Annotated in this window: 20 protein-coding genes and 1 pseudogene; 6 read left to right on the top strand and 15 right to left on the bottom strand. The window is 48.2% G+C overall.

Going from position 1 to position 19,119, the window contains the following annotated elements; genetic code table 11:
- From Q0257_RS10530 to Q0257_RS10520, 3 genes and pseudogenes are all read right to left on the bottom strand, one after another.
- Nucleotides 1-197, bottom strand: a pseudogene (locus Q0257_RS10530) (hypothetical protein); the annotation flags it as partial.
- Nucleotides 198-336: 139 nt separating this feature from the next.
- Nucleotides 337-1,155: a cache domain-containing protein gene (locus Q0257_RS10525; RefSeq protein ID WP_298024670.1), complete on the bottom strand. Its 819-nt coding sequence runs from the start codon at nt 1,153-1,155 to the stop codon at nt 337-339.
- Entirely contained in the window at nt 1,152-1,523 is a 372-nt protein-coding gene (locus tag Q0257_RS10520; RefSeq protein WP_298024668.1) for an HIT family protein, read from the bottom strand. Before Q0257_RS10520 ends, Q0257_RS10525 begins: the two co-directional genes overlap by 4 nt.
- A 162-nt stretch (nt 1,524-1,685) precedes the next feature.
- Here Q0257_RS10520 and Q0257_RS10515 point away from each other — a divergent pair, with 162 nt between their 5' ends.
- Nucleotides 1,686-2,894, top strand: a complete 1,209-nt coding sequence (locus tag Q0257_RS10515) for an MFS transporter (RefSeq protein ID WP_298024666.1) — start codon at nt 1,686-1,688, stop codon at nt 2,892-2,894.
- Nucleotides 2,895-3,115: 221 nt separating this feature from the next.
- On the opposite strand, the gene Q0257_RS10510 is transcribed toward Q0257_RS10515, so the two are convergent.
- Entirely contained in the window at nt 3,116-3,724 is a 609-nt protein-coding gene (locus Q0257_RS10510) for a YigZ family protein (RefSeq protein WP_298024665.1), read from the bottom strand.
- Between the two features lie 70 nt (nt 3,725-3,794).
- Here Q0257_RS10510 and galU point away from each other — a divergent pair, with 70 nt between their 5' ends.
- The 3 genes from galU (at nt 3,795) to Q0257_RS10495 (ending at nt 6,508) form a co-directional block, all read left to right on the top strand.
- Nucleotides 3,795-4,631, top strand: coding sequence for a UTP--glucose-1-phosphate uridylyltransferase GalU (galU, locus tag Q0257_RS10505; RefSeq protein WP_298024663.1), 837 nt, complete (start codon nt 3,795-3,797; stop codon nt 4,629-4,631).
- The gene (locus Q0257_RS10500) at nt 4,618-5,880 is read left to right on the top strand and encodes a glucose-6-phosphate isomerase (protein ID WP_298024661.1); all 1,263 of its coding nucleotides are present in this window, start codon (nt 4,618-4,620) and stop codon (nt 5,878-5,880) included. Before galU ends, Q0257_RS10500 begins: the two co-directional genes overlap by 14 nt.
- A gap of 235 nt (nt 5,881-6,115) precedes the next feature.
- Nucleotides 6,116-6,508, top strand: coding sequence for a VOC family protein (locus Q0257_RS10495; protein ID WP_298024659.1), 393 nt, complete (start codon nt 6,116-6,118; stop codon nt 6,506-6,508).
- A gap of 35 nt (nt 6,509-6,543) precedes the next feature.
- Here Q0257_RS10495 and Q0257_RS10490 read toward each other — a convergent pair whose 3' ends face one another.
- The 11 genes from Q0257_RS10490 to Q0257_RS10440 form a co-directional block, all read right to left on the bottom strand.
- Complete coding sequence (locus Q0257_RS10490) at nt 6,544-7,254, bottom strand: hypothetical protein (RefSeq protein ID WP_298024658.1); 711 nt, start codon at nt 7,252-7,254, stop codon at nt 6,544-6,546.
- A 122-nt stretch (nt 7,255-7,376) separates the two neighbouring features.
- Nucleotides 7,377-8,468: a hypothetical protein gene (locus Q0257_RS10485; RefSeq protein WP_298024656.1), complete on the bottom strand. Its 1,092-nt coding sequence runs from the start codon at nt 8,466-8,468 to the stop codon at nt 7,377-7,379.
- A 100-nt stretch (nt 8,469-8,568) separates the two neighbouring features.
- A complete protein-coding gene (locus Q0257_RS10480) occupies nt 8,569-9,618 on the bottom strand; it encodes a hypothetical protein (protein ID WP_298024654.1) in 1,050 nt (349 codons plus the stop codon).
- Nucleotides 9,605-10,117 (bottom strand): hypothetical protein, encoded by a 513-nt coding sequence (locus tag Q0257_RS10475; RefSeq protein WP_298024652.1) that lies wholly within the window; start codon nt 10,115-10,117, stop codon nt 9,605-9,607. Before Q0257_RS10475 ends, Q0257_RS10480 begins: the two co-directional genes overlap by 14 nt.
- Before the next feature lie 88 nt (nt 10,118-10,205).
- Nucleotides 10,206-10,721 (bottom strand): hypothetical protein, encoded by a 516-nt coding sequence (locus tag Q0257_RS10470; RefSeq protein ID WP_298024650.1) that lies wholly within the window; start codon nt 10,719-10,721, stop codon nt 10,206-10,208.
- 7 nt (nt 10,722-10,728) lie between these two features.
- Nucleotides 10,729-11,193, bottom strand: coding sequence for a hypothetical protein (locus Q0257_RS10465; protein WP_298024648.1), 465 nt, complete (start codon nt 11,191-11,193; stop codon nt 10,729-10,731).
- The gene (locus tag Q0257_RS10460) at nt 11,183-11,848 is read right to left on the bottom strand and encodes an SDR family oxidoreductase (RefSeq protein ID WP_298024646.1); all 666 of its coding nucleotides are present in this window, start codon (nt 11,846-11,848) and stop codon (nt 11,183-11,185) included. The genes Q0257_RS10465 and Q0257_RS10460 overlap by 11 nt, the downstream gene beginning before the upstream one ends.
- 64 nt (nt 11,849-11,912) lie before the next feature.
- Complete coding sequence (locus tag Q0257_RS10455) at nt 11,913-12,053, bottom strand: hypothetical protein (RefSeq protein WP_298024644.1); 141 nt, start codon at nt 12,051-12,053, stop codon at nt 11,913-11,915.
- Nucleotides 12,054-12,216: 163 nt separating this feature from the next.
- Nucleotides 12,217-13,491 carry a spore photoproduct lyase family protein gene (locus tag Q0257_RS10450; RefSeq protein ID WP_298024642.1) on the bottom strand — a complete coding sequence of 425 codons (1,275 nt, stop codon included), beginning with the start codon at nt 13,489-13,491 and terminating at the stop codon, nt 12,217-12,219.
- 73 nt (nt 13,492-13,564) lie between these two features.
- Nucleotides 13,565-14,044: a hypothetical protein gene (locus tag Q0257_RS10445; RefSeq protein WP_298024640.1), complete on the bottom strand. Its 480-nt coding sequence runs from the start codon at nt 14,042-14,044 to the stop codon at nt 13,565-13,567.
- Between the two features lie 103 nt (nt 14,045-14,147).
- On the bottom strand, nt 14,148-15,245 hold the full coding sequence (locus tag Q0257_RS10440) for a hypothetical protein (protein WP_298024638.1): 1,098 nt from the start codon (nt 15,243-15,245) through the stop codon (nt 14,148-14,150).
- Between the two features lie 74 nt (nt 15,246-15,319).
- Between Q0257_RS10440 and uvrA the strand changes: the two genes are divergently transcribed.
- On the top strand, nt 15,320-18,166 hold the full coding sequence (gene uvrA / locus Q0257_RS10435) for an excinuclease ABC subunit UvrA (protein ID WP_298024637.1): 2,847 nt from the start codon (nt 15,320-15,322) through the stop codon (nt 18,164-18,166).
- A gap of 22 nt (nt 18,167-18,188) precedes the next feature.
- Nucleotides 18,189-19,119, top strand: a 931-nt coding sequence (locus Q0257_RS10430) for a hypothetical protein (RefSeq protein ID WP_298024635.1), incomplete at its 3' end; no start/stop codon positions are given.

Below are 19,119 nucleotides of genomic sequence, written 5' to 3'. Positions count from 1 at the left end.
TCCTCTTTGGGCAAAATTCTGTTTTCTTTGAGGCAATAGCCCTGCTTGTATTTGTTGTAGTCGGAAGTAGAAACGACAGCGAAGCCTCGTGAAGTGGAATAATCGGGGATGATGCGGATGAATGCGGCGCAGAGTATTATTATAAGAAGCAGCACGCCTATTGCGACTTTAAATTTAACTGATTTATAAAATTTCATACCGACGCTCCTTTTAAAATTTAAAATTTCAGCACAGATTTCCGCGATTTTACGATCAAATTTAAAACGTCCGCTCGCCGCGCTGCCGCCGCCGCGACGAAACAAACAAGCGATAGGCACCTAAATTTAAATCCCGCCGCTAGCCTTCGCGGTGCAAAATTATATAGCCCAGCTTCGTGCCGTTTTCGTCCGAAAATGCCCGCACGTAAAAATAATGCCCGTCCTTTTTGATAAAGCTCTGCGCCCCAAAATCAAGCGTCGCCAAAATCGACAAAACGTCGTAATCCGGTGCGCTGTTTACGACGATAAAGTCCTTGATAACGCCTATTTTATCGTAGAAGCAGTCGGTCTCAAATCTCTTATCGACCAAGATAAAAATATCGTTTCCCATACGGTTGATCTGCGCGATGACGTGCTCGAAATCGAGCATTATCTCGGCGCTTCCGATAAATTTACCCTCGCTAAAAACGGGTGAAATTCCGCGCATAAAAACTCCGCACCGCCCCATTTCGACGAGCGCTTTTGGAAGCAGACTCTGGCGGATCTGCAAAAGCGAATGGCGAAACGAGCTCAGATCGTCGTCGTAAAATTCGTCGCTCCAGCTCCTAGCTAGGCTTCTGGTGTTTTGCGTATGAAAATGTATCTTCACGCCCGTATAGAAGGGCACCGCGCCTAAAATGTCTTTGTATTTTTTCGTCACGTCCATGCACTCGCCGTGTTTGCCGCTCTCGAAGCAGCGCACCACGTCGCTGTTCTGCGACAAAATCAGCGAGATCGCAAAGGCGTTTAGCTTCTCTTCGTCCACGATCTTTTCAAACAAACTCGCGCTGAAATCGAACTGCTGCTTGATTTTTATCTCATTTTCCTCGCTTTTAAAGCGCAGATAAAATGCAAAGGTGGCGCCGCAGCAAGCAAGTGCGAAAAGGCTTAGGTATTTTTTGGATCGCGCGCCTATCATCTGAATTCCATCTTTAAATTTGCCGCTAAAATTTCTGCGAATTCGCTAAATTCCGGCAGATCGAGCTTGCCGTTTCGCATCTTTTTGCCCCAGACGGACTCCGGGAAAAAGCTGTCGTTTTTAAAGCGCGCCTGGATGTGAAAATGCACGCGCGGCACGTAGTTGGCGAAGCTTGCGATATTGATCTTATCGGGCGCATAAAACTCCCGCAGGCTCTTTTCGCACTGAAGCACGGCGCGCCACAGATGCGCCAGCGTCGCCTCGTCGCAGTCGCTAAGCTCTTTAAATTTCGCCTTCGTAAAGACCTTCACCCACGGCACTTCGTGCTCCTCGCGCTCCACATAAATCATCTCATCTTCGTAAATCATCGCTTCTCCTTGAAAATGGAATTTTAATGCAAAGCCCATTAAAGCTCGGTAAATTCCTCTTACATAAATAATATACTAAAATACATTAATTAAATATATCTATAAAATATCGATATATTAGTGATTTTTATGCTATAATTCTATTTTTTAAAAGGAATATATATGAAATCAGTTTGGATAATGATCCTATGCGCCGCGGCGATTTTGATGATTACGATGGGCATTCGTATGTCATTAGGTCTTTTCGTGCAGCCCATAATGCAAGCAAATTCCCTATCCATCGCACAAGTAAGCTTTGCGATGGCAACTACGCAGCTGGTATGGGGCTTTTCGCAACCGCTTAGCGGGATACTTGCAGACAAGCTCGGTGCCTACGTCGTGCTGTTTTGGGGCAGCGTGCTTTTGGCGATTAGCTGCGCTCTTGTGCCGTTATTTAGTAGCGAAAGCGCGCTTGTATTAACGATGGGTTTTGGGCTTGCACTGGGGCTTGGTGCGGGTAGTTTTCCGATTCTAATGAGCCTAATGGCAAAGCGCCTGCCATTTTCTATCCGCTCGGTTGCTAGCGGAGTGTTAAATGCAGGCGGCTCGTTCGGGCAGTTTTTATTTGCACCGATGATAGGGTTTTGTATCGCAACGCCTACTTTGGGATACGGCGGCGCATTTTTTACGCTCGCAGGGCTTAGCTTGCTAATTCTGCCGCTTGCAAGACTTTTGGCAGGCAGTAAAATTCTATTTGGCGAACAAACCAGCCTGCATGAAGAAGATAAGCGCAGCTTAGGCGAAGTGCTGCGTTTAGCGCTGCGCGATAAAAGCTATATTTTGATAAATTTAAGCTTTGCTACGTGCGGTTTTCACGTAGCATTTTTAGTGACGCACCTGCCTAGCGAAGTAGCACTAAGCGGGCATGGCGCGCAGGTAGCGTCCTTTTCGCTCGCACTGATTGGTATCGCTAACATCGTAGGCAGCTTATTCGTAGGTTGGTGTGTTTCCAAAGTGCGCTGTAAAGTCATTTTATTTTGCATATATGCCCTGCGTATCGCTCTTATTGGTGCTTATGTGCTCTCGCCAAAAGATAGCCTTACGTTTTATATCTTCAGCGTGGGATTAGGATTTACCTGGCTAGCGACCGTACCGCCTACTGCGGCTGCCGTAGGTAAGCTATTAGGGACGCGATATTTAGCAAGCCTATTTGGATTTACGATGCTTTCGCATCAAATCGGTGGATTTTTTGGCGCATATATCGGGGGTCTTGCGGTACGGGCATACGGCGCGTATGATTATATGTGGTATTTGGATATGACGCTAGCGGCTATTGCAGCTCTGCTAAGCCTACCTGTGCGTGAAGCTAAGATGAAGCACGTAAAATTTTAAAAATTTTATGGGATTTTGAAATTTACGGACGGAATTTTCGCGAAATTTTGCAAGCTAAATTACGACAGAATTTTGAAAATTTTAAAATTTATCGGATTTTATGTTTCGCACGATGAAATTTCACTTTAGCTTTAAAATTCCGCTACGATAAAATGCAAAATCTGCTTATGCTTTCAAATTTAGCCGAGACGAGCTTTTAAATTTTATAGAATTTTGAAATTTTAAAATTTCGGCTCGCGCAGCATTTTAAGAGCCGGCGCGAGAGCATCTGCAAAGCCTTTAAATTTTTCAAATTCCTCCGCGCTAAACTCTGCGCTAAACTCCGCTCCCGCAGCACCGAAGCTTGCTTCATAAACAAAGCCAGATTTTTTTAAAAAATGTTCAAATTTAGCCACCGCCGCAAACGGCACGAAAAAGGCGCAGCGCCTTTTAAGAAAAAAGTCGGTTAAAGCACCGCTGCTTGCGGCAGCCTCGATAGCGAGATTTGCGCTACTAGCGTATGCGCGCACCAGCCCGCCAGTGCCTAGCTTGATGCCGCCGAAGTAGCGCACCACAAGCACCGCGGCGTTAATTAGCTCGGCGCCGCGAAGCGCGTTTAGACACGGCGCGCCCGCGGTCGATTTGGGCTCGCCGTCGTCGCTTGAGTTTTCTACAATCTGCCCGGGCTCGTTCAGCGCGCGATACGCCCAGACGATATGGCGCGCCTTGGGATGCTGCTGCCGCAGCCGCACACGCAGCGTCTCAAAGCTCGCTAGCGGCGCTAGATAGGCGATGAAGCTTGATTTTTTAATCTCCTGCGCGGCGCTGATCTCTTTTTCAATCGTTTTCAAGGCTTTCCTTTGCGGAATTTTATCTTTTTTGCATTATAATAAAAGTTCAAAAAAAGATCAAAGGAGCTTCATGATCCAGACCTGTTTATTTCCCGCGGCGGGCTACGGCACGCGCTTTTTGCCCGCGACCAAATCACTACCAAAAGAGATGCTTCCGATCCTTACCAAGCCGCTCATTCACTACGGCGTGGATGAGGCGCTGGAGGCGGGCATGGACAATATGGCGTTCGTCACGGGTCGCGGCAAGCGCGCTCTGGAGGATTATTTCGACCGCAGCTACGAGCTGGAGGATCAAATTTCAGGCAGCAGCAAGGAGTATCTGCTCGACGAGATCAGAGCACTTATGAAGCGCTGCACCTTCTCTTTTACGCGCCAAGAGCAGATGAAGGGGCTCGGCAACGCAATTTATACGGGTAAAATTTTAATCCGCGACGAGCCTTTTGGCGTGGTACTCGCAGACGATCTGTGCGTGAACGAAAACGGTGAGGGCGTGCTTGCGCAGATGGTTAAAATTTACGAAAAATACCGCTGCAGCGTCGTTGCGGTAATGGAGGTGCCGCCGCAGGACGTAAACAAATACGGCATCATCGCGGGAAAGAGCATCAGCGACGATCTGATAATGGTCTCGGATATGATAGAAAAGCCCGAGGCTAGCGAGGCTCCGTCAAACTTAGCCATCATCGGGCGCTACATCCTAACGCCCAATATTTTCGATCTCATCGAGCAGACAGCGCCCGGTAAAAACAGCGAGGTGCAGATCACCGACGCGCTTTTGAAGCAGGCTCAAAACGGCGTGGTGATCGCGTATAAATTTAAAGGCACTCGCTTCGACTGCGGCTCGGTAAAAGGCTACGTGGAGGCGATCAAATATTTCTACGAGCGAGAATTCGGCGATGGTAAAAAATGAGCTGTTTTTCCCGCCGGCAAAAGACGGCGCGCTAGAAGAGATAGCGGCAAAGATTTGCGCCGAATACGAAAGCGGCGAGATAGGCTACTACCGCCTGCCGCAGCAAGGCGCAGACGAAATAGCGCGAGCGCAGGAATTTTTTAGCGCACGAAGCTACGACGGGGTCGTGCTTGTGGGCATCGGTGGCTCCAGCGTGGGCGTGCGAGCGCTTTATGAGATGCTGCGTCCGCGCGTAAGAAAGAATTTGCGCTTTGAAATTTTGGATAATTTAGACGCGCTTAGTGTGCGTCGCGCGCTTGAAGGGTTAAATTTCGCTCGCACGATTTTCATAGTATCCTCCAAATCGGGCAGCACGATCGAGACAATCTCGCTTTTTAAGGTCGTTTTGCAGCGTTTCGGAATTTCAGATTTAAAGACGCTAGCGAAAAATTTCATCTTCATCACCGATGCGGGCTCGCCGCTTGATATCTTCGCGCGCGGGCACGGTGCCTGCGTGATAAATATGCCCGCTAACGTAGGCGGCCGTTTTAGCGTGTTAAGTGCGGTAGGGCTAGTGCCCGCAGTTGGGCTAGGCCTTGATGCAAGCGCGATGCTACGCGGAGCTGCCGCCGCAAAAGAGCGGTATCTGGATGAAATTTTAGCAGGCGATCCCGCTAAAATCGCAGAGAATAAAATTCTACGAAAAGCCTATCACTACGCCACGCACAAAAGTGCGAAAATCAATGTCCTTTTTAGCTATGGCGACGCGCTGCGCGCATTGGGCGAGTGGTACGTGCAGCTATGGGCGGAAAGCTTAGGTAAAAAGATCGGCTTTAGACGCGAGGGGCTTACTCCTGTGGGGCTTGTAGGCTCGCGCGATCAGCACAGCTTCCTTCAGCTCATAATGGACGGCGTAAAGGATAAGACCGTGACTTTCTTAAAGCTCACGGACAACGGCACTACGGACGCGGTGCCTGGTATCAGTCTGCAAGGTCTTGAGGGCTGCGACTTCGTAAACGGCATGCGACTGGATGAGGTGCTAAATCTTCAGTGCGATGCTACGCTGCAAGCCGTACTAAATGAGGGTATTAGCGTCGATCTAATCGAGGTTTCGCGGCTTTGTGAACAGAGCGTGGGCGAGCTATTTTACTACTTCGAGCTGCTAACCAGCGCTACTGGAGCGATACTGGGCGTCAGCACTTATGATCAGCCGGGCGTCGAGGTAGGCAAGAGAATTTTAAAATCGCTAGTTTTAAAATCGCGAGATTAGAATTTGCGGCGCTAGCTAGACGGAATTTCGTCGGGTCAAATTTTACTAAAGCGAGGTTTTGCTCGCGCTCCATTTTTACTTAGGCTAAATTTTAGAATTTTAAAATTTACGTCGCGGAATTTTGATTTCGCGCTATGAGCATTTGGAATTTTGTCGCAAAATTTCACGGTAGAATTCCAAGATTGCACCGCGAGGCGTAAAAATTTTGCGACTTGCAAGCGCGCAAGGAGATGAAATGAAAATCACAGATATCGATCACTTCGTCCTAGTTACGGACGATCTGCAAAAATGCGTGGAATTTTACGAAGGAATTTTGGGGCTAGAGCACGTTTACGAGGGCGGCAAACACAGCCTGTGCTTCGGCTCCTCAAAGATCAATATCCACACCCGCGCGGGCGAGTTTGCGCCGTTTGCAGCGCGTCCTAGCGTAGGCTCGGCGGATTTTTGCCTCATCTGCGAAGATCAAAGCGCACAGCAGCTCAAAACGGAGCTGGAAAACAAAGGGGTGCAAATAGAGCTTGGCGTCGTGTCTCGAATGGGCGCGCGCGGCGCTATGCAAAGTATCTATCTGCGCGATCCTGACGGCAATCTCGTAGAGCTCGGCGTATATGAAGGCAGCGATGATTAACGCGTAAATTTAAAGGCAAAATTTCAAGCGGAGCGTTAGAATTTAAATTTTCTAAATTTTACCTTTTTGCTAAATACCGACAAGGTGCGCGGGACGGTATCTAAATCTATATGCGTTTTGCGCATAAAATACTCTTTTAATTCCAGATACTCTTTTTCGCTATAAATCAAAACATTTATAATTCTAAGATCGCCCGTTTCGCCGTATATCACAAGCCGGTCATAGACGCCTAAGCATCTGAAACTGCCATTTTTAAGATGCATCAATATACCCGCTCCGAATAGGCTAATTGCTATCATCGAAATTAGCGCGATCATCGCATGCATTCCGCGCATAACGTATGCACCTAAAGGCCAAAGCGACAAAAACAGCATTTCGGGTATGCTTATCCTCTGCCGCCAGTCCCAGCGCGGATCAAAACTGATCGCAACGGCGCCGATTTGTTCAAGCTTCAAAGATTTATAAGCTTTATCTTCTTTGTAATATTTGATATCCGAATCGTTAAATACGAAATAGACGCCCTTTTGTTGCTTTCGCCTGATAAAAAATATTACCAAAGCGAAAGGAAGTAATCTAAAATTTTTGGGCTCAATGGGGTTTACTACGGTAACGACCGAGATGAAGAATAAGCATCCTATAAGCGTAGCAATCGTGGAATATTTCATATAGTCGTAAAAAGCATAGTCTTTTATTATTAGCGGATCTTTGTCGTAGTCTCTGGCTTTTTGTTTATTAAAATTTTCCATTATTTCAAGCACCTTTTAAAAAATAGATCTAAATTTGTAATAGCTTAATTGACAAAAGACTTTTATATACGTTGCCTGACTCTTTCTTCGCGACCTCTTCCCTCGTCATTTTATCCTCCTCATTAGATAAACAAATAATCTTTCTTAACGTTATTTATATTTACGCTTTTTCGTAAAAAATATTCCTTAATTTCATCATAAATTTTTTGATTATAGAGATAAACGAGATAATATCTTGGATAAATGAGTTTGTTCCTAAACCATCTGCCATATGAGGGACGTGCGATCCTAATAAACGGCAGAGCCCTAAACCCTTTTAAATTTCTATTTATAAACAGATAAAGTATGAAATTTAATAAGAACCCAAATAAATATGTAAAGAATACCGCTATAAAAAATATATCCCACCATATTACGCATATAAAAATAGCGATAAAGTACAAAAATATCTTTTCAGATTTTCCTATCTCATATGAACTTGCCAAAATTCCGATAGAGAAATTTAAAGATAAAGCGTTTTTGTCAATTTCGCAGCGTTTTTCAACCAAGTCGTCGCTAATGAATTGTATATATTTGTTTGTGAATTTTATCTCTTGCCTAGGGCGGATTACGGTAAATATGGATATTATAACTGTAGATAGTAAAATAATGAATAAAATTGCAAAATACTGAACTATGTCAATATTTTTATAATTTATACAATCTATAATCAAAAATGCATGTAGCGTAGAAATCGGCAATAATAAGACTAAAAACGAATATACAAAAAATTTTTCATAATTTTTGATTATTATCGAATCTTCGTCGTAATCTCTAGCCTTGGAATTCTGCGGTAAGGCGCCGCTGTCATCCGAGATAAAATTTTGCGGCTCTGCGTTGTTATCACAGGCAGAATTCTGATCCGCTTCGGCTTCTAAATTTAAAGCGTCGGTAGCGAAATTCGGAGGTTCGGAATTCAGGATTTCAAAATTCGAGACTTCAGAATCTGAAGATTTATAATTCAAGAATTTAGAATTTGAGACTTCGGAATTCTGAGCTTCAAAATTCGAAACTTCAGAATTCCGGGCTTCAAAATTCGAAACTTCAGAATTCTGGATTTCAGAATTTTGGGCTTTAAAATTTTCGCCGTTAGAATTTTGTTCCGAGCCCCACTTCGGCTCTTGATGTCGCTTTTGTAGTGGCTTTTTTAATTCATCTAGCCTGCTTTGATCCATTTGCCGCCTTTAAATTTGATGGACGCGCCATTTTATAGCGCCGCCGCTTAAAGCTCATTAAATTTTACCGCTCGCCCGCTATGCGCCGTTTGATCAAAATTTAGTCCTCATATCTTTGCAGCGATTTTTTATATGTTTTCGCCGCCGCGCAGCCTACGCTCAAATATACCTCAAACTCCTCGCTAGTAAGCCTACGCGGCTCATTCGCAAGCTTCGCCGCACCCGCTGCACCGCTTGGCATATTTGCGTCCAGATTCGCTTCATTTACGATCTCACCTCGTCGGATTCGGTTGCTAAAGCTCGCCGCATGCGTTATTTGCGGCACACGCTTTAAAGAGAAGTTTAAATTTTGCGTTTGCAGATTTAAAATTTTACCCATGCATTTGCGCGGACCCGCGATAAAATCGCCATTTTGTATAAGCGTGGCGGCAGAGCCGAGCGGACCGCTCTCCGCCAAGCCGTGCAAGTTGTCTGCCGAGCCAGGCAAGTAGGCCGTCGAACCCGGTAAGCCGCCCGCCAAAAGCTCTGTGCCGTTTAGGATGCGTAGGCTTCGCACCAAAATCCCGCCGCCGCTTTGCGGGACGCTGCGAAACGAAATGTCAAAGCCGAAATTGTGAAAAAATATCTCGCCCGCCCGCGACGTGCGCTTGTAGGTGTTTCGATCCGCGCCCGTGAAATACGCCTCGATCTCCGCGAAGGCGAATTCCGCGCCGCTTACGCAAAGCACGTGGTTTTGCAGCAGATCGCGCATGAAATTTTCGATCTTTGCCTGCGCTCGCTCGGCGTCAAACGGCGTCTGCGGCGGATGAGCATCAAACGCAAGCGCTTGTCTGACGCCCGGTTCCGACTGCGATGGACGGACGTTAAATTTTAAGTGTGCTTGCTCTGTATCAAGACGCTCTTTCTCGGCATCAAACGGCAGCTCGGCATTAAATTTTAAAATTTCAGTTTGCTGCGCGCCGCTAGAGTGCGCCTGTCCGCCGCGAAATTCCGCGCCACCTTGTGATTTTAAGAGCTTGTCCTTATTCCCGTCTCTCGCGCTTCCTGCAAGCTTAGAATTTTTTAAAGCGGGCTTTGGGCCCGCCGAAATCCCAAACTCCGCAGCGTCGATTTTTGAGAAAAATTTTTCTAAATTTTCATCGCCCAGCATTTTGCTCTTCCGTAGAATTTCCTTCGCGCTTTATCGAGCTCGCCTTGTTGCCCATAGTGTCGGATTTGCCGTTGTTTGCCTCGGCGCGCGTTAAATTTCCTCCGTCAGTCGCGTTCGTATCGCCTCGCGCTAAATTACCGCCGCTACTTGTCGTATTTGTTTCGCCACCTTTAAAATTTGGAGCTTCGCAACGATCTACGCCTAAACGCTCGAAATAATATCTCTCTCGCTCGCCTAAGTTTTCCACTCCCCTTTCGCATACGCGCTTGATATACGCCTTGCTAGGGTATCTAAGCCGATTGAGCGCCAATTCACTACCCGCGTCTGCGCGCTTTATCAGCTTAGCGATGCAGGCATCATCCTCTTCACTATTTGCGATATAATCCCATACGCCACAGTATCTATCACCGCCCAGCGTCGTAATCAAAAAATAAGCCCAAAGCAGGATTATGGCAATCGATATGCTTCCTTTTATTTTTAAAGATCTCTTTTTTACCATGTTTTTCCTTGAGTAATAAATTTTAACTCATTTTTTCACAAATTTGACCAACGGCATAAAATTTACGATATCGCCTTCAAGGCTAATCTTATCGCCCAGCATTTTGTTCTTCCGTAGAATTTCCTTCGCGCTTCGTCGTGTCCGCCTTGTTGCCCGTAGTGTCAGCTTCGCCGTTGTTTGCCTCGGCGCGCGTTAAATTTCCGCCGTCCGTTGCGTTCATATCGCCTCGCGCTAAATTACCGCCGCTACTTGTCGTATTTGCTTCATCGCCCTTTAATTTTGGCGTTTTAAAGCCCCAATTCTCACAGCGATCCCCGCTAAAGCCTTGGAAATAATATCTCTCGCGCTCGCCTAAACTTTCCACTCCTTTTTCGCACACTCGCTTAATATACGCCTCATGCGGATACCTTAGTCTGTTTGTCGCTAGGATATCGCCGGCATCCGCTTGCTTTACTAACTTAGCAATGCAGGCATCGTCTTCTTCGCCATAGCCCAAAAATATCTCTCTCACATTGCAACACGAGCCGCTGATTTTTATATATAGGGCGCATAGAATAACAGCCCCTACGATTAACAAAAAAATTTGACTTTTACTAGCTTTCAATTTCGCTTTATCGCCCGGCATTTAATCCTCCCGTAGAATTCATATCGCGTTTGATTGCATCTGCTTCATCGCGGATCGTATTCGCACCCTCGCGCGTTAAATTTCCCTCGCCGTCCGTCGTATTTGCTTCGCTGTCTTTTAATTTGGGCGTTTCAAAGCCCCAAGCGCTACAACGATCTTTGCTATAACGCTCGAAATAAAATCTTTCTCGCTCACCTAAGTTTTCCACCCCCTTTTCGCACACTCGCTTGATATATTCCATAGTTGGATATCTAAGCCTATTTTCTGCAAAACTATTTCCATCATCCGCGCGCTTTATCAGCTTAGCGATGCAGGCGTCATCCTCTTCGCCTTTCCTATCAGAAAAGAATTCCTCCATATTGCAATACATACCGCTGCTTCTTATAACTCCATAAATAATAAAAAACCCCGCAATTAGCATAATAAAAATTTTACTTTTACTAGTTTTCAAGCTCGCCTCCTTCGCGATTAAATTTTGATTTTTTCCGCAGATTTACGATTTGCGGGCGGATCGTAAACTCGCTCACGTTGGACTTCGTGCGCAGAATTTGCAGCGTGAAATTTGCGATCTCCCCCACATCCACGAAGCTCGCCTCATCATCTGCAGGCTCGAAGCTCAAATCCTCGTAAAACGGCGTTTTGGTGATGCCCGGATTGATGCAGCTTACTCTGATCTGCTTGCGCGCCTCCTCAAAAAGACATAGCAGAAACGCCCGCAGCCCCGCCTTGCTCGCGCTATAAACCGCGCTAAAGCGGCTCGCTCGCAGCGCCTCGATCGAGCTGATGCCGATGATATGGGCGCGGTTGCGCTTTAAATTTGGCAAAAGCGCGCGCGTGATGATGATGTTTGCAGCAAGATTTACGTTTAAAATTTTTAAAATTTCGTTCTCGTTCATCGCTTCAAGCGGCGCAAATTTCGCCGTGCCCGCGCACAAAATCAGTGCGTCAATCTCACACGCCGCAGCCAGCGCGCGGCACTCTTTTGCCAGCGCGTCCGTATCCTCAAAGCGCGAGGCCAGCGTTAAAATTTCATAGCCGTTTTGTCGCAGAAGCTCCGCAACCGCGCTGCCGATACCGCCGCTTGCGCCCGTGATCAATGCTTTCATCTTTTCTCCTTTAAATTTTCATGCCGCTTCGGCGCGTTAAATTTAGTGCGCCGAGTAAATTTTCCTACGCTAAATTTTCTCTGCTCATTGTGTCCGCCGCTAAATTTGTGCAGCCTAAACAATCCGCGCCGCCGACATGCGCCGGGTAAAATTTTAAATTTAGCCTGCGGACTTCTTGCTGCGCCGCCGCTTTGTAAAATTTCATCGCCGCTCGCTGTGCCCGCCCCGCACGATTTATAAAATTTAATTTTATAAAGCCGGGTGTGCCGCTAAATTTTAATCGCTCGCTCGCCGTAAATTTTCGCCCTGTACCCTCGGCGCCACATGCGAGCCGGTCCAGGCCGCGACATCTGCGGTAAACAGCACGCCTAGCGCTGCCCTATCTTTGCAAAATACGCCGTTTTCATCGCCTCCTCAAATGCGTCGTTGCTTTCGTATTCGTGTCCCAAAACCTCGCGCCACAGGCTCGCATCCTCCATGCAGAGGTAGAAAAACACCCGCTCGCGCCACGGCGAAAGCGCGTCCGCGGCAAATTTGAAAAGCTCGCGCTTGATCTGCAGCGGGTAGGACAGCTTGCCGTTCGCGTCCGCAAGGGGCATCTGTAGAATTTTGCTCCGTAGCCCGCGCGAGCGTAGCTTCTTGACGACGGGCTTGATGAAAGTAAGCGTGCCGAGCGAGACCATCACGACGTTGCTTGGATCGAAGCTGCGCAGCAGCCGCTCAAAAAGCGCGCCGTAATCACTCCGCCACCCCTCGTACCAAACCATCGGGTGGAGGTGAAAGCCCACCAAAATGCCGCGCGCCGCGAGCGCTTCGGCTGCCGCCAGCCGCGCATCCAGGCTCGCGCTTAGATGCTCCTCGTTCGCTATGATCGCGGGGGTATTTAGCGAGAAGGTGACGATGAGGTTGCGCGGGATCTCGCGCTGCAGGAAAAACTTAATATTGTTTGACTTGCTTTTAAGCTCCAAAATCACGTTTTGATGCCGCGCCGCAAAATCGCATAGCGCGCTTAAAATGCCGAAGCGATCGCCCCACATGAGCGAGTCGGAGCTCTGCCCCGTGCCGATGTGGTAGCTGCGCGCGGGATCGAGTCGCAGGCGCGCTAAATTTGCCGCAAAATTCTCGTCAAAGCCGATTTTCCCCTGCTTGTAAAATGAGCCAATCGCGCAATAGGAGCAGTCAAAACCGCACGAATTAACGGCATCGAGCGTCAGCAGATTGCAGCAGCGGGTGTTTTCGCTCGCCACCGGACAGCGCCCTAAAGCTATGCGCTCCGCGCGAAAGGATGAAATTTCAAATTTTTTCGGCGCGTAATCGCTTTTGGAGCTTGCATACGAGTGCGGGCGGGACTTTAACTCAAGCCAGGCTTCGCGCACGAAATTAAAAATTTGCCCGCCGTTTGGGACTTTTCCTGCCTTATTAAATTTGGCTTTATTAAAATTTAGCCCGCACTGCCCGTCCGCAAGCAGCTCATAAACGGGCATCTCGTCCCACGCCTCAAAATCGCTCGCAAACTCCGCTAGCTGCTTTTTTTGCTGAAATGAAAAGTGAAATTTCTCAAATAGCGCGCCCAAAAACGCGCTTGATCGCTCGCTCAGATTCACGCCAAACTGCGTGCCTAGCTCCTTTTTTGCCTCCGTCATCTTGCTCCGCTTCGTTTAAATTTTGCAAATTATACTTAAATTTCGCGTGCTGTCACTGAAAATCGATGAAATTTCAGATCGCGCCGCAGAATAGTCGCTCGAAATAGAAGGCATAAGCTAGCGTAATAGCGACGTTTAGGATCAAAATTCCGCCGAGTATGAGCTTTTGCGGGATTTTTTTGACGCCCGTTCGGTAGTAATACGGCAGGGCGCAGAAAAACGCGGGCAGCACGAGCAGAGCGATACCTAGCGGTATGCCCGCACCGCCCACGCCTATCTCTGCACCACGCACAAACTGCGCCATGGCGGGAAATTTATGAACGGCGAATATGGCCGCTGCAAAAAGTAGCTGCACGCAGACGCAGTAAAATAGGTAGCGCGCGCCTATTAGGGCGTCTTTTAGCCATAGCCCGATACAGAAAAATACTAGCAAAAGAGCTAAAAAGACCAACAAGGGCGGATCCGCAAACAGATCTGCTACGGCATACGCGCAAACCGCGATGCACGCGCACGCCAAGAGGGTAAAATACAGATAGGAGCCTTTTATTTTCATCATTTCTCCTGCGCCTCCGCAATACCTTCAAATTCCGCGTCGTATTCGACATATGAAGCTAAAATTTATCTCTCGGCTGGGTTTTTTGCGCACGCATCCATAGTTAAATTTTGCTCTTTATCGCGGCGCGGATTTGCGGCAGGCGCGCCTTTACGAGCTCATAGACGAAGCTTTTGCTAAGCCGCTCGCCGCGCAGATGATCGCTTACGATCTTCATCATCGCCCATGGCACGCCCGCACGCTCGCAAGCACTAACAAAAAGCGTGCTCTCCATATCGTAAAGCCTGATACCGCGATTTGCACGCTTGCGGGTAGCGTCTTTTGCCGTGCACGGCGTATTTTGTGTTGCGCGCACTGCGGTATTCGTCGCGTCGTTGCGTCGGCCCGTCGCGCTTTGTGCCGCAGTCTGAGACGCGCCTTGCGTGAAATTTTTTGTATCTGCCGCGCCGTTCGTTCCTTGCGTTGGGGCTTGTGCGTTTATCTCGCCGCATACTTCGATCGCTGCGCCCGATTGCTCCGCTGCGTTTAAAATTTTAGGCTCGCTTACGCAGATTAAATTTGCCCGTAGCCCGCCGTCCAAACTCACGCCGCAAAATTCCCGCTCGCAAATATTTTGAAATTTCGGAGCCTGCGCGCCGCGCCCCATTGTCTGCGAGTTACAAAGCTCCGATCCGTCCTCGCCGCAAAATTCCTGCGCTGCCGTGCCGTCAAAGTAAAACGCCTCGCCGATTTGCACGCCTTTATCTGCGCAGCCGCAGACGCCTATGTTTAGCGCAAAGTCCACGCGCCGCGAAAGTAAAATTTCACCAAAGCGCTTTAAATTTCGCGCGGAATCAAGATCTAAAATTTTAAAATTTTCAGCCGCATTTCGCGCAGAACCGACCTCTACATCGACGCCGCAGAGCGCGCCCGCGTCCAAACGATGCTCAAATTCCACGTCCGCGCCGCGCCGATCCTTGCGGAGCTCGCGCCCGAATTCCGCGTCTGTATCGGCACGGCGAACAAATTTTGCGCCGGGTTCGCTCTTAAATTCTATTTCTATGCCGCCTGCAGCGCCCGCTTTAAATTTAGCCCCAAAACTCACGTCGCAGATGTATAGAAGCATCTGCTCGCCTGCGAACAGATCGCCGCTGCGCGTAAGTTTAAAACTCTCGATTATCGCTTGGGCTTCGCAGCGCAAAGCCGTGCAGATTAGTATCATCGCCGCCCCTTCCAAAAGCGCAATTTTAACAATTTGAGCTATAATGTAAGATTAATTTGCACAAAAGGGCGAAAATGAACGATCTCATCACCATCACGGGCGCGCGCGAGCACAATCTGAAAAATATAAATTTGCAAATTCCAAAGGACAAACTCGTCGTTTTTACAGGTCTTAGCGGCAGCGGCAAGAGCACGCTGGCGTTTGATACGCTATATGCCGAGGGACAGCGCAGATACGTCGAGAGCCTAAGCAGCTACGCGAGGCAGTTTTTAGACCGCGTAGGCAAGCCCGACGTCGATAAGATCGACGGTCTGACGCCTGCGATCGCGATCGATCAAAAAACGACGTCGAAAAACCCGCGCTCGACGGTGGGCACGATCACCGAAATTTACGACTATCTGAGGCTTCTTTATGCGCGCGTGGGGGTGCAGCACTGCCACAAATGCGGCAAGCCGATCTCAAAGATGAGCTCCAGCGACATCATCGCCGAGATTATGAAGCTGCCGCTCGGCGCGAAGGTGATCTTGGGTGCGCCCTTGGTGCGCGAGAAAAAGGGCAGCTTCGCCGATATGCTGCAAAGCTTGCGCGAGCAGGGCTACGTGCGCGCTCAGATCGACGGCGTGCTAGTGCGACTGGACGAGGAGATCGAGCTAAGCAAGACGAAAAAGCACTCGATCAAGGTCATCATCGACCGCACGATCATCGACGAGGAAAATTCCATCCGTATCGCAAGCGACGTCGAAAAGGCGCTCAAGCTCAGCTTCGGCGAGCTTGAGGTGGAGATCGCAAACGCCGCCGAGCTGGGGCTCGCGCAGAGCCTGATCCACTACAGCGAGCATATGGCGTGCTTTGATTGTAAAATTTCATTCAAGCCGCTCGAGCCGCTCGCGTTTAGTTTCAACTCCCCAAAGGGCGCGTGCGAGAGCTGCGATGGATTGGGGATAAAATTTAGCCTCGATCTGGGCAAGATCATCAACGAAAACGCCTCGATCGAGGGCGGCGCGATCAAGGTGATGTCGGGCTTTAACAAGAGCTATTATTATAAATTTCTGCTCGGATTTTGCGAGGCAAACGGTATAAACGTCAAAATCCCGTATGCAAGCTTAAGCGAGGAGCAAAAAAAGCTGATCCTCTACGGCAGCGTCAAAGAGATCGATTTTTACTGGAAAAAACATAAGCTCGTGCGTAAATTTGAGGGCGCGATCAAATACGCCTACGATCTGCTCAAAAACGAAAGCGATCTGGACGATTATATGAGCGAAAAAATTTGCCCCGACTGCGGCGGGCTGCGCCTGCGCCCCGAAAGCCTCGCCGTAAAGGTCGCAGATAAGGGTATCGGCGACGTGATAAATATGAGTATCGCAGACTGCGTGGAATTTTTCAGCGATGAAAAGCGGTTTTTAAATTTAAGCGAAAAGGACGCGCAGATCGCAGCGCCGATCCTAAAAGAAATCAACGAGAGGCTGTTTTTCTTAAAAGACGTAGGGCTTGGATACCTCACGCTGGGGCGCGATGCGCGCACCATTAGCGGCGGCGAGGCGCAGCGTATCCGTATCGCAAGCCAGATCGGTTCGGGTCTTAGCGGCGTTATGTACGTGCTCGATGAGCCTAGTATCGGGCTTCACGAGCGCGATACGCAAAAGCTCATCAAGACGCTACGAAGCTTACAGGAAAAGGGAAATTCCGTAATCGTCGTCGAGCACGATAAAAAAACGATCGAGGCGGCGGATTTTGTCGTGGATATCGGCCCTGGGGCGGGCAATCTAGGCGGCGAGGTCGTATTCGCAGGAGACGTCGCGCATCTGCTTAAAAGTAATACGCAAACCGCGCTGTATCTGAATAACCAAAAGGAGATAAACTACCAAAAGCACCGCAAGCAGGAGCTTTGGCTAAGTATCAAAAACGTAAATATCAATAACATCCACGGCCTTTGCGCAAAATTTCCGCTGCGAAATTTAGTCGGCATCACGGGCGTTAGCGGCAGCGGCAAGAGCTCCTTGGTGCTGCAAACCATACTGCCGACGGCACTTGAGGAGCTAAATCGCGCTAGGAAAGTGCACGCGGTAAAGGGCGCTAAAATTTCCGGGCTTGAAAGCCTAGATAAAGCGATCTATCTGGATCAAACCCCGATCGGACGCACCCCGCGCAGCAACCCCGCGACCTACACGGGGGTGATGGACGAGATCCGCGCGCTTTTTGCCGCGACGAAGGAAGCGCAGCTGCGCGGATACAAGATCGGCCGCTTCAGCTTCAACGTCAAGGGCGGGCGCTGCGAAAAATGCGCGGGCGAGGGCGAGATCACGATCGAGATGCACTTCCTGCCCGATATCAGCGTCGTTTGCGACGTCTGCCACGGCACGAGATACAACGCGCAGACGCTTGAAATTTTATACAAAAACAAAAGCATAGCCGACGTTTTGGCGATGAGTATCGACGAGGCGCTCGAGTTTTTCAAAGCCGTGCCTAAAATTTATCAAAAGCTAAAGACGCTTGCGGACGTCGGGCTCGGCTACGTTTCGCTAGGCCAGCCCGCCACGACGCTTAGCGGCGGCGAGGCACAGCGCGTTAAGCTCGCCAAGGAGCTAAGCCGCACCGATACGGGCAATACGCTGTATATCCTAGACGAGCCTACGACAGGGCTACATTTTGCAGACGTAGATCGCCTGGTGGCGGTGCTGCACCATCTGGTCGATCTGGGAAATTCCGTCTTTGTGATCGAGCACAATCTGGACGTCATCAAAAACTGCGATTACATCATCGACATGGGGCCCGAAGGCGGCGAGGGCGGCGGACGGATCGTCGCTTGCGGCACCCCCGAAAAGCTCGCAAAAGATTTTAAAAAGACGCTCAGCTACACGGGGGAATTTTTGGCGCAGGAGCTAGCGGCGATGAAGAGCGCGAGTAAAAATAAGCGAGGTTAAAACGCCTTATCGGGGGGCAAGAATGGATCAAAATAGGCTTGAGGAATTAAAAAGGCTTCTGAATGAGCGGCGCGGCGATGCAAAGCAAAACTGCAGCGAAAAGCTTGGTGTCGAAAATTCCAAAACTGAGAATTCTGAAACTGAAAATTCCGAAGCTTCGAATTCTAAATCCCTGAATTCTGAAATCCAGAATTCCGAAGTTTCAAATTTTGAATCCCAGGATTATAAAGTTTCAAATTCTAAACCTTCAAATTTCGAAGCTTCAAATTCTGAAACCCTAAATTCCGATCCTGACGCTTTAAATTTAGAAGCCGAAGCGGATCAGAATTCTGCCTGTGAAAACAATGCAGAGCCGCAAAATTTTATCTCGGATGACAGCGGCTCTTTACCGCAGAATTCCAAAACTAGAAATTACGACAAAGAACCGATAGTAATAAAAGATCATACTTATTACGAATATATGATTTATCAATTTCCGGCGCTACTGATAGGCTTCATTATATTTTTGACTTTTGCTACCATAGTAAATCCCGTTAGTCCTAAGACCTTTCGTATGCTTCCGCTTATATTGGTTTCATTATTGACCGTAATTAGGGATAAAGACGGTATGTATTTTGAGTTTAAAAACGATAAAATTCTGTATTATTACAAAAACAAGATCCGTAAAATTTTCGAATTAAATAGTATAGGCGCAATGGTAATTAGCTTTGATTGCAGACACAGTATGCGGCAAAGGATAAATTGGTTTATAAAAATAGCACTACTTCTTTGGATTTTATTAATTTTTGCCGCCGATGCATACGATATGACAATCGGCGAAAGCATAACTGATATATTGTGTATTTTTGTTTTAGCCGCATCAGGAATTTTCGGAGCAAAGGCTATTATACACCTACGCAACGGTAGCCTCGGCTTTTTCGGTCTTCACGATCAGCTCGTGCTTTATAAAGAAA

It is taken from the genome of uncultured Campylobacter sp. (assembly GCF_938018035.1).
Classification (GTDB): domain Bacteria; phylum Campylobacterota; class Campylobacteria; order Campylobacterales; family Campylobacteraceae; genus Campylobacter_B.
This window is presented reverse-complemented; position numbering and strand designations above follow the sequence as displayed.

Coding starts and splice junctions, on each gene's coding strand:
- Q0257_RS10525 (WP_298024670.1), bottom strand. CDS start 1,155: ATGATAGGCGCGCGATCCAAAAAATACCTAAGCCTTTTCGCACTTGCT.
- Q0257_RS10520 (WP_298024668.1), bottom strand. CDS start 1,523: ATGATTTACGAAGATGAGATGATTTATGTGGAGCGCGAGGAGCACGAA.
- Q0257_RS10515 (WP_298024666.1), top strand. CDS start 1,686: ATGAAATCAGTTTGGATAATGATCCTATGCGCCGCGGCGATTTTGATG.
- galU (WP_298024663.1), top strand. CDS start 3,795: ATGATCCAGACCTGTTTATTTCCCGCGGCGGGCTACGGCACGCGCTTT.
- Q0257_RS10500 (WP_298024661.1), top strand. CDS start 4,618: ATGGTAAAAAATGAGCTGTTTTTCCCGCCGGCAAAAGACGGCGCGCTA.
- Q0257_RS10495 (WP_298024659.1), top strand. CDS start 6,116: ATGAAAATCACAGATATCGATCACTTCGTCCTAGTTACGGACGATCTG.
- Q0257_RS10490 (WP_298024658.1), bottom strand. CDS start 7,254: ATGGAAAATTTTAATAAACAAAAAGCCAGAGACTACGACAAAGATCCG.
- Q0257_RS10485 (WP_298024656.1), bottom strand. CDS start 8,468: ATGGATCAAAGCAGGCTAGATGAATTAAAAAAGCCACTACAAAAGCGA.
- Q0257_RS10480 (WP_298024654.1), bottom strand. CDS start 9,618: ATGCTGGGCGATGAAAATTTAGAAAAATTTTTCTCAAAAATCGACGCT.
- Q0257_RS10475 (WP_298024652.1), bottom strand. CDS start 10,117: ATGGTAAAAAAGAGATCTTTAAAAATAAAAGGAAGCATATCGATTGCC.
- Q0257_RS10460 (WP_298024646.1), bottom strand. CDS start 11,848: ATGAAAGCATTGATCACGGGCGCAAGCGGCGGTATCGGCAGCGCGGTT.
- Q0257_RS10455 (WP_298024644.1), bottom strand. CDS start 12,053: ATGAAATTTTACAAAGCGGCGGCGCAGCAAGAAGTCCGCAGGCTAAAT.
- Q0257_RS10450 (WP_298024642.1), bottom strand. CDS start 13,491: ATGACGGAGGCAAAAAAGGAGCTAGGCACGCAGTTTGGCGTGAATCTG.
- Q0257_RS10445 (WP_298024640.1), bottom strand. CDS start 14,044: ATGAAAATAAAAGGCTCCTATCTGTATTTTACCCTCTTGGCGTGCGCG.
- Q0257_RS10440 (WP_298024638.1), bottom strand. CDS start 15,245: ATGATACTAATCTGCACGGCTTTGCGCTGCGAAGCCCAAGCGATAATC.
- uvrA (WP_298024637.1), top strand. CDS start 15,320: ATGAACGATCTCATCACCATCACGGGCGCGCGCGAGCACAATCTGAAA.